Here is a 15,525-nt window from a genome sequence, read left to right as displayed (position 1 = left end):
GACTATGCTGTCGGGTCTTGCTTCCAGCGGGACAATCTTCTCTCCAGCGCTAGTAAACCGTAGTTAATGATTAAACCAAGTATCGAAATCGTAACAATTCCTGCATACATCTCGGGGATCAGGAAGTTATATTGCGAATACGTGATGAAATATCCTAAGCCTGCCTTGGCACCAACCATCTCAGCAGCGATTAGCACTAAGATGGCCCCTGTTCCCGCCATCCGAATGCCAGTAAACATAGTTGGAATCGAAGCAGGGAGAATTACTTTAACGAATAGAGCAAACGATGAAATGTTCATGGAGCGTGCAGACTTAATAAGAAGAGGATCAACGTTACGAACAGCTGAGATCGTATTCAATAGGATAGGCCAGGTACAAGCGAATAACACAATGGCGATTTTGGACGTTTCACCGATTCCTAGCACGAGGATGAATACCGGTAACAGCGCCAATGCTGCCGTGTTACGGAATACCTCTAATATAGGATTCAGCAGGTCACGAGCAATCGGGTACCAGCCGATGATGAGACCTAGCGGTATTGCAACTGCAATAGCTAAAGCGAAGCCTGCAATCGAACGCGTAATACTTGCACGGAAGTGCGAGTACAGCTCATTCGATAGGACCATATCCCACCATGCGGAAGCAACCTCAGAGAAAGTAGGGAAGAAGGCAGCGTCCACTAAGCCGATTCGGGGTGCAATTTCCCAGAACATTAGAAACAGCACAATGACGATGGACTGCTTGAACAGCTTTTGAATCGTTAATAAGGATTGGAAAGTAAGATTAAATTGTCGTCTAGACGACTTCACTGGATTCGTAACGGCGTCTTGTTTCACTACTGCGTCTTGTTTCGTTACTGCGTCCATTCATCCCACCCCTTTCGTAATTTATATATATTGTCCGGCATATTCATCGACATGAAGCAGGTTCCATACTTCACTGCGCGCTTTGATGAACGCTGGATTCGAACGAATATCCGCATCAGCCAACCGATGAGTTAAGGGGATATCGACAATATGCTTTACACGTCCTGGATTGGCGGACAGAATGACAACTCGCTGGCCAAGATAGACGGCTTCATCTATTCCATGCGTAATGAAAATAATCGTTTTTTTCGTTTTCTCCCAAATTCGCAGCAGTTCGCTTTGCAAGGTTTCGCGGGTTTGAGCGTCTAGTGCGGCAAATGGTTCATCCATGAGCAGAACATCGGGGTTAAAGGCTAAGCTGCGGGCTATCGCTACACGCTGCTTCATTCCGCCGGATAGTTCATGAGGATAACGATCGGCAAAGTTTTTTAATCCGACTAGCTCTAAGTAATAGTCTGATTGCTCGCGCCATTCGCGTCTCGGAATTCCCTTGGCTTCAAGTCCGAATTCGATATTGCCGCGTGCTGTTTTCCAAGGGAAGAGGGCATATTGCTGAAACACGGTGCCGCGGTCTAGACCAGGACCTTTAATTTCTTGACCGTCAATTAATATACGTCCTTGGGTTGGAGTGGACAGTCCTCCCAATAAATCGAGCAGCGTGGACTTTCCGCATCCGCTAGGACCAACAATGGTGAGGAATTCCCCTTCATTCACAGAGAACTCTAAGTTGCGAATCGCAGTGAATTGCTTCGGGGCACCCTTCTGCTTGGTGTCGCGCACGGTAAAGGTTTTGGTAACGCGCTCGACTCTAATTTTCTCTCCCATTCCATCAGCACCTTTCACTTAAACACCGCCAGATATAGAAAAACTCCTACTTCACTTATAAGCGTGAAAGCAGGAGCCTTTAGTCGACTAATCGGCTTCTATATGGCGGTTTTAATTCCAAGTAAACTTATGCGTTAAGTGTATCACATTTCTAGATTGTGTCAATCCTGTATTTTGTGATCATAATAAGCTTGGATTAGAAAAAAGCCCCTCCAACGACAAGGCGGAAGGGGCTTTGCGATATTATGGCGTCGATACAGCAGCTTGTACTGCCTATCGAACAGGCTGTTTCCATCTCAGTAAGTAACGCTCCGAGAGAACGAGAGCATAGTTAATGCATAGGCCGAGAACCGAAATGATAAGGATTCCTGCGTACATCTCCGGAATTTTGAAGCTGTTCTCCGAGTAGATAATGAGGAAGCCTAATCCTTCGCTAGCTCCGAGCATCTCTGCGGCAACCAGTGCGAGTATGCAGCTTGTACCCGCGATTCTGATCCCGACAAAAATGGCGGGCAGCGCGGCGGGAATAATGACTTTGGCAAACAGCTTCAATGGAGATATGCTCATTGATTTGGCCGACTTGATGAGCAATGGGTCAATCGTGCCAATGGCCGTAATACTATTAAGCAGAATAGGAATAATGCAGGCATAGAAAATCAAGGTCACCTTCGACACCTCGCCAATTCCTAAGAATAGGATGAATACCGGCAGTATGGCCAGCTTGGCGGTGTTGCGCATCAGCTCGAAAATCGGATTCAATAATTTGCGTACGATAGGCGACCAGCCAATTAATAAACCGAGCGGAATTCCTACGACTATGCCTAAGATTAAGCCCGTGATGGCACGTTTGAGGCTAATACTCACATGATCCCACAAGGCGCCCGATAGGAGCATATCCCAAATCGCTTGCAGTACCTCGGATAGAGGAGGGAAGAAGGCGCTTTGAACCATACCGGTTCTAGGCGCAACCTCCCAAGCAATAAGCAGAACAATAACCAGAATCGAGTTCTTGAATAAAAGAAATAATCTCGCGCGGTTAAAAAACGTTTCTTTCTCGATGAAAGCCTCTGTTTCGACATTAGACGCCATTATATATCACCATGTCCTTATACTAGGCTGCCTGTGTACCGGCTTACTGGTCTTTTCAGTGAAACACGGTCACGCAGCGTATTCCCTTCATACTCGGTGCGGAACAGCCCGCGCTTCTGTAATTCTGGAATGACAAGCTCAGCGAAATCGGAAATACCGGAAGGCAGGATCGGTGGCATAATATTAAAGCCGTCCGCTCCTTGCTTCTCTACCCATTCCTGCATCAGATCCGCGATTTGCTCCGGAGTGCCGACGATTTCTTTATGTCCTCTCGCCCCGGCTATTCTCTGGTAAAGCTGACGTATCGTTAAGTTCTCGCGATCCGCAAGATCCTTAAGCAGCTGGAAGCGGCTCTTAATGCCGTTGATTTCCGAGATTTCCGGCAGCTCCGGAAGCGGTCCGTCAGCCGGATATCCCGTTAGATCTACGCCGAAGTGAGCGGATAAGTAGGCAACGCCTACCTCGTCAGGGATGAGGTCCAGCAGCTGTTGATGCTTCGCCTTCGCTTCCTCTTCTGTACGCCCTACGACCGGATATAATCCAGGCATAATTTTCAGCTCGCTGGCGTCGCGATTATATTTGGCCATACGGCCCTTCAAGCTTTTGTAGAACGCTTGTGCTTCCTCTAACGTCTGCCAAGCGGTAAACACGATTTCACCATAACGTGCTGCCAGCTCCTGTCCATCCTCGGAAGAGCCTGCTTGAACAAGGACAGGATGTCCCTGAACGGGACGCGTAATATTAAGCGGCCCTTTGACGGAGAAATGCTCTCCTTTATGTTGAATAGGATGCACTTTATTCGTGTCCAGATATTGACCTGTCTCTTGGTTGAATACAATCGCATCATCTTCCCACGAATCCCACAGCTTGGTGACAACATCTACGAATTCATTGGCGCGCTTGTAGCGCTCATGATGCAGAGGCTCAACGCCGTTGTAGGCGTCAGCAATTTCTTTGCCGCCGCTTGTAACGATATTCCAGCCGGCCCGGCCCCCGCTTAAGTGGTCGAGGGAGGCGAACATACGCGCTACGCTGTAAGGCTCATTATATGTTGTAGATGCCGTTCCGATGAGACCGATATGTTCCGTAACGGCTGCCAGTGACGACAGTAGGGTGAGCGGTTCAAATCGTGCAACAGCTTGCTTGCCGAAGTTGCTTTTGTCGTACCCTGTTACAATGCCATCGCCTAGAAACACTAAATCGAATTTCGCCTGCTCGGCTAGGAGAAGCTGATGCTTGATAAAGTTGAAATTGATAACCGAATCCTTGTTTACCTCAGGATGCCGCCAGGCTGCAACGTGGTGGCCTGGCTGCGTCAAGAACAATCCGAGTTTCATGTGTGTGTTAGCCATTCGTGAAGTCCTCCCTTGATGTAGTCCCTATGCTAATCCAAGTTACTTAACGTACGGATTGAACTCGTTCGTATACACTTCGCTTGGCTCAAGCGGCTTGATCTGACCGTCATTGACCAAGTAATCGATCCAAATCGTCCAATCTTCATCTGTCATCGACGCGCCTTCATATGGCAGGCCTGTGCTCTTCCACAGCTTGACATTCTCATAGGACTCGTTAGGGTTTCTCTTCTTAATGATGTTTTCCATGCGTTCAATAACTTCTTCTTTGGATGCAGTGGTCGTCCACTCGTAAGCTTTAGCTACACCTTCAACAAACGTTTTGACTGTGTTAGGGTTTTGCTCGATATACTTTTTGCTGAAGGAGTAGGAGCCGCCCGTAAAGCCATGGCCGAACATCTTCACGTCGTTCGTCAGCTCGCGAAGTCCGCCGTTTTCGAGTGCTTTCTCTTTCACAATATCGCCAATGCGAATCGCGTCTACTTGCTTGCTGCGCAGCGTTTGCTCTGCAGTCGTGTAAGGAATCGCAACGAGCTGAACCTTCTTAATTTCTTCAGGCGTCAAGCCGCTGTCGCGCAAGTATTGCACTGTAATAAATTCAGCCTGTGCGCCGAGCGTGTTCACGCCAATTTTTTTGCCAACCAGATCTTTAGCGGATTGAATCGGGCTGTCTTCGAGTACGTACAAGCCGCTCGCTGTTAATTCGTTCGTGCCATATGCGCCTACAACGGCTTTTAAGTCGACACCTTCAGCGATCGCTTTCACGACAGCGCCGTTAAATGCGTAAGCATAATCAAGCTGCTTGGTTGCAACGAGCTGGATTTGCTCCGGTCCGTTACCTGTAGTCGATACCTTCTCAAGCTTAAGATCGCCCAGGTAGCCCAGATCCTCTGCCAATTCAGGGAGCGTAATGCTGCCATCAGCGAAGCTGTATTGCAGCACCTTGTCTTCGCCGTCTGCGCTTCCATTCGATTGCGAGGAATCCTTGTCTTTACCGCATGCAGATAGCACTAACGTCAATGCCAGTACGAGGAGGAGCGTAAGTTTAAATTTTTTCATGTTGTTCAATCTCCTTTGTCATATGAATTTATCTTTAGGCCGGGGTAAGCCTGAAAAATTACTCTTTCCACTTCAGAAGCCTTTTCTCTACCAATTTCAGAACGGCATTAATGAGCAGGCCCAAGCATGTAATGGACAAGATGCCAACATACATTTTCTCGGTTTCAAAATTGTATTGAGACGATAGAATGAGCTGGCCAAGACCGGATCTTGCGCCGATCATCTCTGCAGCAACAAGGATAAGCACACATCCTGAGGCCGCCATACGAATACCAACGAAAATAATCGGCAAAGCTGCTGGCCATATCACCTTCATAAAGATGCGAATGGAGGAAACGTTCATCGATCGTGCCGCTCGAATGAGCAGAGGATCGACATTTTTCACACCTGATATGGTCTGGATAATAATCTCCGCCGTACATGCATAGAAGATAAGGGCGACTTTGGACTCTTCTCCGATACCTAGAAACAGAATAAAGATCGGCAGCAGTGCTAATGTCGATGTGTTCCGGTAAATTTCAAAGAGCGGGTTGAAAATGTCCCTTACCAGCGGATACCAGCCGATCAAGAGGCCAATCGGTATCCCGAAAATTAAAGCGAGTACAAACCCATTCAACGAGCGGGTAATACTAATCGAGAAGTGATCCCATAATTCACCGCTTTCAATCATCGACCAGCCCATCTTCAAAACTTCTGATAACGGCGGCAAATAGTCAGGATTAACGGTGCCGGTCCGTGGTGCAATCTCCCAGAACAGAATAATTAGCACGATCACCAAGGACTGCATCAGAATGTCTTTAATAGCGGCAATAAACTTCTCTTTCGTCTCTTCTTTGGGAAAGGTTGAAGACTTATTGCTCGTTAAAGCGGACTCCATAGTTCAACCTCCTATATGAAGAATTCAGGCTCGTGAAGCAGCTGCCATATTTCATGACGGGCCTTCACAAAATCAGGGCTCGAATGGATATCTTTGTTCTCCAGACGATCTGGGAGCGAAATAGGCACGATTTTTTTCACGCGTCCCGGGTTAGGCGTTAATACGACTACTCGCTCTCCTAAGAACACCGCTTCATCAATGCTGTGCGTGATGAAGATAATCGTCTTGCCCGTTTCTTTCCATATGTTGAGCAGTTCCGATTGCAAGGTGTCCCTTGTTTGCGCGTCTAGTGCGGCAAACGGCTCATCCATGAGTAGAATGTCTGGATTGAAAGCTAAGCTTCTCGCAATCGCGACACGCTGCTTCATGCCGCCGGACAGCTCATGCGGATATCGATCAGCGAATGAGGTTAACCCTACCAATTCCAAATAGTAGTCGGACAGTCTCTTCCATTCTTTCTTCGGAATCTTCTTCGCTTCCAGACCGAATTCAATATTGCCTCTGGCCGTCTTCCATGGGAATAGCGCATATTGCTGAAACACAATACCGCGATTCAAACCCGGGCCGCTGATCTCCTGTCCATCAATCTTAATCGAGCCGCTCGTAGGCTCAGTCAAGCCAGCCAGCAGGTCGAGAAGAGTCGATTTGCCGCATCCGCTCGGTCCAACGATCGTGAGAAACTCCCCTACATTTACGGAAAACTCGATGTCCTTGATTGCCGTGAAGATGGTCTTTTCCTTCTGATTCGTTCTTGCTCGAGTAACGAATGACTTCGTAACCTTCTCAAATTTAATTTTTTCGATCTTCATTTTTCCACCCTCAATAGTCGGATTTATGAGCTGGCTCGGCCCTAATGAAGAAGGTTAAAGCCCGTATAGAAATAAATATGTATAAAATAATCCCGCATAATTATACTGGTTTCAACAATGGAGATGCATACTATTATGCATTTATTTACATATACTCCATTGATAAAGCCGAGTATTTTCATGGGGATTAGTATATATTTCGGTAATAAAATTGTCAACAATAAATTATTTACGATGTAAAGGTTTGAAAATAGATAACAGATAGATCGCTAAGCCGGCAGCTCCGATTCCTGTAATGATATTGAACGACTCGCCCGTGTAGAAGCCGCTGCCGAAGTAGAAGATCTCACGTAATCCATCGCCGGCGAAGCGGATCGGAATCCAAGGTCGAATGAAGTTGACGAAGAAATCCGGAATCATTTCTTTCGGCATCATAATGACTCCCATACCAAGAAGCATAACAACCATGAAGAGGGTAATGGCAGGTTTGCCGATCCATGCCGTAACCGCCGATACTAATAAGAAGAAGCAGAAGGCAGCGAAGGATACGAACGAGCCGACCAAGAAGTAGCTTGGCATATTAACGCCCGCAATGGAGCCTAATGTTGCAACTGTAAAGCCAGAGAACAGGGCAATAATAATACCGAACAGCACTTGACCGCCCATGATGCGCAGCGTTTGCTTACGAGTTAATACGTCCTTCTTCATTATGCCTGATGTCACCAGGAACAAGATGAAGCCGCCAATTAACGCACCTACCCAAGCAGGCATTGCCATAAGAATTGGCGCATTGCCATTCGCGGTGGCAGAGGCAACAGGATTGAATACTTGTTCCTCCGAGACGACCGGGTTCACGAGTACGGCAGCTTGGCTGGCATCAATTTTTTGATCGCCCATTTGCTCCAATAAGCTTGCGGAGTGCTGGGCGCTGACCTGTGCCACTAATGCGTTGAGTGCCGTCTTCGCATAGGTTGCGCCTGTCATGTTGAAGCCTTGGTTCACATAGATTCGTAAGGCCGCGGCTGTATTGTTGGTCGCAGCATTTTGCAGCGCACTATTGTAGCCTTCAGGAATCACCAAAGCAGCGTAATATTTTTTGTCCTTGAATAATTGTTCGATGTCTTCTTCCTTCTCGTTCGTAAAAGCGACGACAGGCTCGGCGCCATCGATCCCTTTGCTCATCTGTTCTACAGCTGCTCGTACAGCCTCTACATGTTCGCCTTCATCATTGACAATGAATGCAACAGGCAGGTTGGTCGCTTTGGGATCTCCTTGAACGAATAAGTTCACCGAGAATAAAGCGATAATCAATATAACCGCAATAGGCGCCGCCCACGCCAACTTCTCCTTAAAGAGTCGCAATGATCTTCACCCTTTCTCAAAATTCAACACGTTGATCAGTAGCGTGCTTTAATCTTATAATTTGGGGGGCACACAAGCAATGAACAGATCGGATGAGGTTGTTGCATTTTGAGTAAAGGGGATTCGCTATGGGCATTTATAAGGAGAAAAAACAAAAAACGATGCAGCTGATCCAACAATCATTCATACAGCTACTGGAGGGCAAATCGTTCGAATCGATAACGGTAGGAGATATTGCAAGAACGGCGCAAATTAACCGCGGAACCTTCTATTTGCATTACCTGGATAAATTCGATTTGCTTGATCAGATGGAGCAACAGCTATTCTCGGATTTAGGCAATCATATCGATCAATTGCAATCCCGCTATTTATCTAAGCATACGTTTGAGACCGATCAAGAGCAGCTGGCCGATGCGTTATTCAGCTTCATTAAGATGAATGCCCCCATTTTAAAAATATTTTTGAGCGATCACGGTAGGGCAGGCTTTCACATTCGGTTTCGTAATGCCTTCTCCGAGAAGGTGCGCTTCAACCTAGAGTACCACGAAAGCTTCTATGCGGATCTAAAGGTGCCAATGGACTACTTTTTATCTTTTATAACCTCGGCTTTTCTCGGATTAATTGAACAGTGGATTCACAATAATCTGGATAAGACTCCGCAAGAGATGACGGCTTTATATCTCGAAATTATCGAATTCATTCAGAAAAGAAAATAAGAGCAACACGCAGTGTGCAGCACTGGTGTTACTCTTTATTCTCTCTTTATTCAGGCCCGCGTCTTCTTGATGACAGGAATCCATACTTCTATTTCATGCATACCGTCGCACATGGATGTTTTGAATCTTTTTCGATAGGACAAGTTGAGTTTCCTCTATATAGATTATATAATAATTTCCATGATATGGTTATTTTTGATTGGGATGAAGGTTTCTCCACGGCGATAGCGAATACTAGGTGCAAAGGAGTGATGATATGTCGTATGTCGTTGATTTCAAACAAGTGTCCACAGTTGGTTTGGAGTCTTCACCTGTAGCCGAAGCGCTTGCTGGTCTGCGTGCGAATGAAGCCCGATATTTTATGAACAAGTATAAACACGAATTTACGGTTGTACCTGCCAGCGAAAGTCAGAAGAGTCTTGATTATGTGAACCGGATTTTGAAAGAAGAACGCGGCATTGAATTTGCAGCCAAACCTTTAGAGACGTCGCACTTTCAAGTGGAGAATATCCAATTCACTTATGTTTTCTATGAAGACGGTCTGGGACTCAATGTCATGTATACGGTTGATGACCCCAAGAAGCGGGCTGTCGGGTTTAAGCTGTCTGAGGGGATGGAGGTTCCGAAGGAGCTGGCCGATAAGTTTAAGTTCGCTAGACAGAAGTCTAAGCTGGCCGGAACGATTCGGGGTTCGTTCTTCGTTATTAAAGGCCAATATGAATGGTAACAAATAGTCAGAGATGACCAAGGCGCTTTAAAGTGGCCCGCCACTTTAAAGCGCCTTTTGATCAATTCAGGATAGATAGCGGCCCCTTTCTTATCTCGACCATCTTCCGATTAACGATAGGACAATAATCATTCCAATGACGACGAACAGGTGTACGGAGAATAGAACGACGGATTTGAGCGAGATGACTAGGATTAGCCATGCAACTGTCGTTATTCCGAAGGCTGCTCCCCATAGAAACTGCACGAGATATGGCTTCTTGGCGAGCGGGCTTGAAAGCTGGAAGGACCGCTTCCCGATCCAATAGGTGATCAACCAGGCTGCTGCAATGGTGGTGGACGTCATGAACAGGAGGTGGATGAGCAGCAGAACAGCACCTCCGTTGGCTATGATAAATATAGCTTCCTTCACGTATTCCCACTTCGTTTTGCGAGTGCCCTGACTTACAATTTCATCACAGAATGCTTTATAATCGCTGCCGATCACGTCAGCGAGGTCTTCGCCTCTCTCCTGAGCAGCAAGCGCCATTCCAGCAAGTCGTGCCGGATCTGTTCAATTTGCTGTTCCGATAAGCTGCTAACACGCAGATAGACAACCATGTCCGTCATAATAGCAGCATTGCTCCCGGTGAGTCTTTTTTGAAGCTCATTATTGGTTTTACATAGTTGAATGGTCGAGTGGGCCATGCTTAGGTTTCCTCCTTCTCTATGAACAATTGGTTAACAGCCGACTGCAGCTCTGTCCATTTGTTCCAAAAGTGCTCGAGTTCTATGAATCCTTGATCGGTGAGCTTAAAATATTTTCTCTTTGGGCCTATGGAAGAGCTTCTGTAGGTTGCAGCAATGAGTTCATTCTTCTCAAGCCTCAGCAATAAAGGATAGATCGTACCTTCCGAAATATTGGGGAATCCATTCATTTTAAGCTTCTCTGATATTTCATAGCCGTACGTTTCATTGTCGCTGATGACTTTCAGAATGCAGCCTTCTAGCGTTCCTTTGAGCATTTGCGAATAATCGTTCATTCCATCCCCCTACCTTGCAATACCTAATAGCTAACCACTTTGTACTGCAAGGTAGTGTATAAATCAACGGGCATAAAGTCCCGATATACGGTAGATTAAGCGGCGATCTACTCATTTTTTTTTTGATTTTTCTCATCAATTGTGAGGAATATGTTAACAATCTAGGTCCAAATGCCGATAGAGTACTTCATATACATTACAACAGAGGAGAGTATACAAATGAACAAAAAGGCATCAAAGTGGCTGGCTATTCCATTGGCAGCGAGCCTGCTCTTTCCGAGTCTAGCTGCGAATGCGGCAGCTAAGTCGTCGGAGGATTTTTCCGATTTGAAGGACGTGGATGCAGGGCTTAAGGCAAAGATCGATGAGTTGTTAAGCAAAGGCGTCTTCGACGGAGTGTCTGAAGATAAGTTCGGACTCAATGAGAATATGAATCGGGCACAAATGGCGAAGGTCGTTACGTTAATTTACGGTATCCCGGTGGACCAAAACGTCAAGACCTCCTCCTTTAAAGATGTAGGGGGCGAGGACGGATCTAACCCATGGGCAATTCCTTATATCGAAGCCGCGAAGAAAGCTGGAATACTTGACGGCGTAGGCGGCGACAAGTACGATCCTTCCGGAGAAGTATCCATCGGGCAGCTAGCTACCGCATTGGTTAGAGGTTTAGGGGAGAAAGTAGACGTATCGGGTACACCTTGGTACAGCGATGCGATCCAAAAAGCTGAGCAATTTAGCATTATTCCGGCAGGCACCGATGGCAAGAGACCTGCGACTCGCGCAGATCTTGTAAACGGTGCTTATGAAGGAGAGCAGGCTTTCCAAGAGAAGAAGGCAGCGGAGGAAGCTGCTAAGAAGGCTGAGGAAGAGGCTAAGGCAGCCGAGGAAGAGGCTGCTAAGAAGGCTGCAGAAGAAAGCAGGAAGCCTGTAGCACCTATAACGCCAAACTTAAGTGTCGGAGACGCGACCGCACCGGTTATTACTGCAGCTGCCGTCAATGGCAAGAGTGTAACCGTGACGGGAGGAACCTATGGTACAATCAGCCTTGCTGGCGACGAGTATCTGACAAGCGGCACGCTTAGCGTGAGCGAATACGCTACACTGACGATTACTTCGATCGAGGGCATTGACCTAACGAAGCTTTCATCCCTGTCGTTGACGCAGACTTTATACGGCGGCTCGAATACTCTTGATTTCATAAACAAGCTTGGAGAGCTGGACCCGCAGCAAGATGGTGTATCCATGGCGCTGCTTAGCCAACTCGATACGGATCAAGACGGCGTGACCGTCAAAGGCACGCTTACAGATGCTGCAGGCAACAAGACTGCCGTAGAGCTGACGTTCAAGGTTGAGGAATTGAAATAATCCCTTTATATCTAGAACATATATCTAAAACAAGCCATCCCGCGATCGTTGGAGAGATCATAAGATCATCCGACAGCGGGATGTTTTTTTATATACCGCCCCAGCGTATTTCGTCACAATGGCCCTACTCGGCTAATGCGCGGGCGCGTATAATGAAGGTGCATGTCCATTTTAACTAAAGATGGGAGAAATGAATGGTGATGGAAAATGAAGTTACCTTGACAGTAGAGACCTCCGTTAATGCGCCTGTTGAACGCGTGTGGAGTTGCTGGACGGAACCGCAACACATCACGAAATGGTCATTTGCATCCGAGGATTGGCATGCGCCAAGAGCTGAGAATGATCTGAGGGCTGGCGGTAAATTCCTTACTCGTATGGAGGCGAAGGATGGCAGCTTCGGATTTGATTTCAGCGGCGAATATGATGAAGTGAGAACGAACGAGCATATTGCATACACGCTTGATGATGGAAGGAAAGTGACAATCGATTTCATTAGCCAAGGCGGCGAGACGAAAGTTGTGGAGTCATTCGAAGCGGAGTCCGAAAATCCTGTCGAGATGCAGCAGGCGGGGTGGCAGTCGTTTCTGGACAACTTCAAGAAGTATTGCGAATCGTCCAGCTAAGAATAGGCATGATAGATATTATGGCGAAGACTGTCCTAGCGGATGGTCTTTTCTTTCTGTGCAACAAATCCCCATCCGACGGAATGAATCGAATGGGGGCTGGTCCAATGGAGGAAGGGTCGCTTTATCTCTTGACCTGGGCATGGAGCTTGCGGGCGACGTGCTCTCCAAGCTCGGCGGATGCCTTGCTCAAGTAGCCGAGCACAATCGATTGTGTCTCGCGGGAGATGCTCGCCAGCTCTGCGGCCAGGTTGTCGATCAAATGCTCCTGCTGCATAGGCACAAGGGCACGATAGTATTGTCCGGCCTGTATGAAGTTGTTCTGCTTCGGTATACTGGAACGCGCGATGTGCCCCTGCACGTATTGCCCGCTGCCGCTAGTAACCAGCGACTTCGGCGTCCAGTCCTGCTGATGATTGACCGGAATTTGGCGAAAATTCGGACCGAGCCGATGGCGCTGCGAATCCCAATAAATATTAGCGCGGCCCTGCAGCATTCGATCGTCTGACAGCTCTGCGCCCTCCAGCAGATTGGAAGGAGAGAAAGCAAGCTTCTCCACCTGCTCCATATAGTTCTCCGGATTGCGGTCGAGAATCAGCCTCCCGACGGGCTGCAGCGGATACTGGCGCTCATCCCATACCTTCGTGTCATCCAGCGGATCGTAAGGGAGGAAGGGCTCGTCTTGCGGGTTCATCAGTTGGACGTACAGCCCGTATTCGATCGTCTTGCCCGAGGCCAACGTGTCGTATAAGTCCTTTCCGGCATAATCCGGGTTCTCGGCGGCGAGCCGGGCCGCCTCATGACGGTCGATATACTGAATGCCCGCAAGGGGCATCCAGTGATATTTGACGTAAGTCCGAGCGCCCTGCGCGTTCTTCCAGACGAACGTATTGACGCTATGGCCCGGGATGTGGCGAAAACTTTTGACGGTGCCCGCATCGGAATACAGCCAGAAGAGAAAAGCCATTGCTTCCGGCGCCCGGGCAACGAAGCTCCAGAATCGCTCCGGATCTAGGAGATTGTTAACAGGCGAGGGCGAAAGAGCTCTGATTGACTCCGGGAAGCGAATCGGGTCTCGGATGATGAACACGGGGATATGGTTGCAGACCAAGTCAAACACCCCATGATCGGTATAAAATTTGGTCGCGAACCCACGCAGGTTACGGGAGGTGTCCGGCGTCCCCCGGTTACTGGCCGCCAGGGAGAATCGGACGGCGACAGGCACCTGCTGGCCTGGATGCTGCAAGAAGCAAAGCTGCGTATAGGCTGACATCGAATGGATGGTCTGAAAGGTGCCGAATGCGCCATAGCCTTTGACATGAACGGGCCTTTCTAGCAGCTTAGAGTGGATGAATGTCTCTAGCGTTTCATGCAGAACGTTATCCTGCTCCAGAATGGGGCCGCGCTCGCCTGCCGTCTGCGAATGCCAAGGTGCTGAAGCATCCCCTGCCCTCTTGTCACGACGATTGTCATCGATCTCGCTCATCTTCCTACCTCCTATGCCGGCTTCGCGAATGAATTGGACATATTAGGGTATGAGGAGACTGCACGGAAATAGTACTTGGGTTACGGATGAAGCAATTTGTCTTGATATTTGTAATATGAGCCAGTGCGCTCATACCGCTGCCTTTAATGCCGATAAAGTGATAACTACCCATAGTGATCCCCTGTATAAAGAAGACGAAATAGGTATAAGCCGATGAGAGTTAAGCTCTATATTATGGATATACATATATTCCATAAAAAGAAACAGCGGCCTTAACGAGAAGACACCGCTCCTTAATCGGGAGCGGTGTCTTTCGTATTCTTGATCTAACCTAATGCTGCTGCTGGTTTACGCGACCGAGCAGTTCCCGCTAACAAGTGATACAGTATGCAGCCCAGCAGGCCGCCAGCCGTATTCAGAATCAGATCGTCGACATCAAACTGGCCGATGCTGCACAGCAGTTGAGCACTCTCCAGCATTAGGCATAAGGCGAACGAGAGAATGATCGCTGCCCCGTACACCAGAAGAGCAGGCAGTCTGCCGCGCATGAAGTATGGGACGAACAAGCCCAGCGGGATGAACAACCCGATATTGCCGTAGAACTGAATATATTCGTACAGCGACCTGCTGCGCAGGTTGCCAGTAATGGTACGCAGCGGTACGAGGTTGGCGCTGTGCAGCCGATAGTGCAGTCGGCTTACGTCGTCGAGTGCCGCGTCGGCCCGCTGCCATAGAAACAACAAGTCGACTTGTCCGAACTTGAACAGAATAATTTTGACCAGAGCATACATATATACCGCAAACAACACGATAGCCGGCATCATTCGAATCGTACGCTTCATCGCTTGCATCCCTGCCTTTCTACAACTAGCATAGAGCAGCAGGCTTAATTAAACCTAAGTAAAACCTTTCGATTTTCTTAAAGCTTATAGTAAAATAATCTTTGTCTTGATTATATCCAAAATCGAACATAAAGGAGCAATACGATTTGTCACAATTGCCTAATTGTCCGAAGTGTAATTCAGAATATACGTACGAGGATGGTACGCAATTCGTCTGTCCGGAATGTGCTCATGAATGGGGTCTCGATTCGAGCGCGGAGAGTAACGAGGAGCAGCAGGTCGTCAGGGATGCGAATGGCAACGTATTGAATGATGGCGATACGGTCACCGTAATTAAGGACCTCAAGGTAAAGGGAACCTCCTCTGTTGTCAAAATCGGCACCAAAGTCAAAAATATTCGTCTAGTGGACGGCGATCATGATATCGATTGTAAGATCGACGGCTTCGGAGCGATGAAATTAAAATCGGAATTTGTGAAAAAAGTATAGCACATTGGCAAGCAAGGG

The 15,525-nt window shown here is 47.8% G+C and carries 18 protein-coding genes; 5 read left to right on the top strand and 13 right to left on the bottom strand.

All coding sequences use genetic code 11. The features are described from left to right. Positions 1-2: 2 nt before the first annotated feature. The 8 genes from PXY01_RS08970 to PXY01_RS08935 form a co-directional block, all read right to left on the bottom strand. Positions 3-866, bottom strand: coding sequence for an ABC transporter permease (locus PXY01_RS08970; protein WP_127569438.1), 864 nt, complete (start codon positions 864-866; stop codon positions 3-5). Positions 867-887: 21 nt separating this feature from the next. Next, complete coding sequence (locus PXY01_RS08965; RefSeq protein ID WP_127569436.1) at positions 888-1,691, bottom strand: ABC transporter ATP-binding protein; 804 nt, start codon at positions 1,689-1,691, stop codon at positions 888-890. 273 nt (positions 1,692-1,964) lie between these two features. Then, the gene (locus PXY01_RS08960) at positions 1,965-2,780 is read right to left on the bottom strand and encodes an ABC transporter permease (protein ID WP_127569434.1); all 816 of its coding nucleotides are present in this window, start codon (positions 2,778-2,780) and stop codon (positions 1,965-1,967) included. A gap of 17 nt (positions 2,781-2,797) precedes the next feature. Further along, complete coding sequence (locus PXY01_RS08955) at positions 2,798-4,132, bottom strand: LLM class flavin-dependent oxidoreductase (protein ID WP_127569432.1); 1,335 nt, start codon at positions 4,130-4,132, stop codon at positions 2,798-2,800. 42 nt (positions 4,133-4,174) lie between these two features. After that, positions 4,175-5,191 carry an ABC transporter substrate-binding protein gene (locus PXY01_RS08950; RefSeq protein WP_127569430.1) on the bottom strand — a complete coding sequence of 339 codons (1,017 nt, stop codon included), beginning with the start codon at positions 5,189-5,191 and terminating at the stop codon, positions 4,175-4,177. A gap of 58 nt (positions 5,192-5,249) precedes the next feature. After that, entirely contained in the window at positions 5,250-6,068 is an 819-nt protein-coding gene (locus PXY01_RS08945) for an ABC transporter permease (protein WP_127569428.1), read from the bottom strand. Positions 6,069-6,079: 11 nt separating this feature from the next. Continuing rightward, on the bottom strand, positions 6,080-6,877 hold the full coding sequence (locus PXY01_RS08940) for an ABC transporter ATP-binding protein (RefSeq protein ID WP_127569427.1): 798 nt from the start codon (positions 6,875-6,877) through the stop codon (positions 6,080-6,082). Between the two features lie 225 nt (positions 6,878-7,102). Beyond that, entirely contained in the window at positions 7,103-8,239 is a 1,137-nt protein-coding gene (locus PXY01_RS08935) for a YhgE/Pip domain-containing protein (protein WP_127569425.1), read from the bottom strand. 128 nt (positions 8,240-8,367) lie between these two features. Here PXY01_RS08935 and PXY01_RS08930 point away from each other — a divergent pair, with 128 nt between their 5' ends. Both PXY01_RS08930 and PXY01_RS08925 read left to right on the top strand, forming a co-directional pair. Then, positions 8,368-8,955 carry a TetR/AcrR family transcriptional regulator gene (locus PXY01_RS08930; RefSeq protein WP_127569423.1) on the top strand — a complete coding sequence of 196 codons (588 nt, stop codon included), beginning with the start codon at positions 8,368-8,370 and terminating at the stop codon, positions 8,953-8,955. Positions 8,956-9,211: 256 nt separating this feature from the next. After that, positions 9,212-9,682 (top strand): DUF8821 family protein, encoded by a 471-nt coding sequence (locus PXY01_RS08925; RefSeq protein ID WP_127569421.1) that lies wholly within the window; start codon positions 9,212-9,214, stop codon positions 9,680-9,682. 90 nt (positions 9,683-9,772) lie between these two features. Here PXY01_RS08925 and PXY01_RS08920 read toward each other — a convergent pair whose 3' ends face one another. From PXY01_RS08920 to PXY01_RS08910, 3 genes are read right to left on the bottom strand one after another with little or no spacing between them, the layout of a single operon-like run. Further along, a complete protein-coding gene (locus PXY01_RS08920) occupies positions 9,773-10,210 on the bottom strand; it encodes a hypothetical protein (protein WP_127569419.1) in 438 nt (145 codons plus the stop codon). Continuing rightward, complete coding sequence (locus tag PXY01_RS08915; RefSeq protein ID WP_127569417.1) at positions 10,165-10,368, bottom strand: hypothetical protein; 204 nt, start codon at positions 10,366-10,368, stop codon at positions 10,165-10,167. The genes PXY01_RS08920 and PXY01_RS08915 overlap by 46 nt, the downstream gene beginning before the upstream one ends. A gap of 2 nt (positions 10,369-10,370) precedes the next feature. Beyond that, the gene (locus tag PXY01_RS08910) at positions 10,371-10,703 is read right to left on the bottom strand and encodes a PadR family transcriptional regulator (protein WP_127569415.1); all 333 of its coding nucleotides are present in this window, start codon (positions 10,701-10,703) and stop codon (positions 10,371-10,373) included. A gap of 219 nt (positions 10,704-10,922) precedes the next feature. On the opposite strand from PXY01_RS08910, the gene PXY01_RS08905 reads away from it, so the two are divergent. Both PXY01_RS08905 and PXY01_RS08900 read left to right on the top strand, forming a co-directional pair. Beyond that, positions 10,923-12,068 (top strand): S-layer homology domain-containing protein, encoded by a 1,146-nt coding sequence (locus PXY01_RS08905; RefSeq protein WP_164744352.1) that lies wholly within the window; start codon positions 10,923-10,925, stop codon positions 12,066-12,068. Between the two features lie 194 nt (positions 12,069-12,262). Continuing rightward, positions 12,263-12,691 carry an SRPBCC family protein gene (locus PXY01_RS08900; protein ID WP_127569411.1) on the top strand — a complete coding sequence of 143 codons (429 nt, stop codon included), beginning with the start codon at positions 12,263-12,265 and terminating at the stop codon, positions 12,689-12,691. A gap of 124 nt (positions 12,692-12,815) precedes the next feature. On the opposite strand, the gene PXY01_RS08895 is transcribed toward PXY01_RS08900, so the two are convergent. After that, positions 12,816-14,177: a catalase gene (locus PXY01_RS08895; protein ID WP_127569409.1), complete on the bottom strand. Its 1,362-nt coding sequence runs from the start codon at positions 14,175-14,177 to the stop codon at positions 12,816-12,818. A gap of 326 nt (positions 14,178-14,503) precedes the next feature. After that, on the bottom strand, positions 14,504-15,019 hold the full coding sequence (locus PXY01_RS08890) for a VanZ family protein (RefSeq protein WP_164744351.1): 516 nt from the start codon (positions 15,017-15,019) through the stop codon (positions 14,504-14,506). A 146-nt stretch (positions 15,020-15,165) separates the two neighbouring features. Here PXY01_RS08890 and PXY01_RS08885 point away from each other — a divergent pair, with 146 nt between their 5' ends. Beyond that, positions 15,166-15,507, top strand: a complete 342-nt coding sequence (locus PXY01_RS08885; protein WP_127569406.1) for a zinc ribbon domain-containing protein YjdM — start codon at positions 15,166-15,168, stop codon at positions 15,505-15,507. The last annotated feature ends 18 nt before the right edge of the window (positions 15,508-15,525 follow it).

The organism is Paenibacillus xylaniclasticus (genome assembly GCF_004001065.1).
Taxonomy (GTDB): domain Bacteria; phylum Bacillota; class Bacilli; order Paenibacillales; family Paenibacillaceae; genus Paenibacillus_T; species Paenibacillus_T xylaniclasticus.
This window is presented reverse-complemented; position numbering and strand designations above follow the sequence as displayed.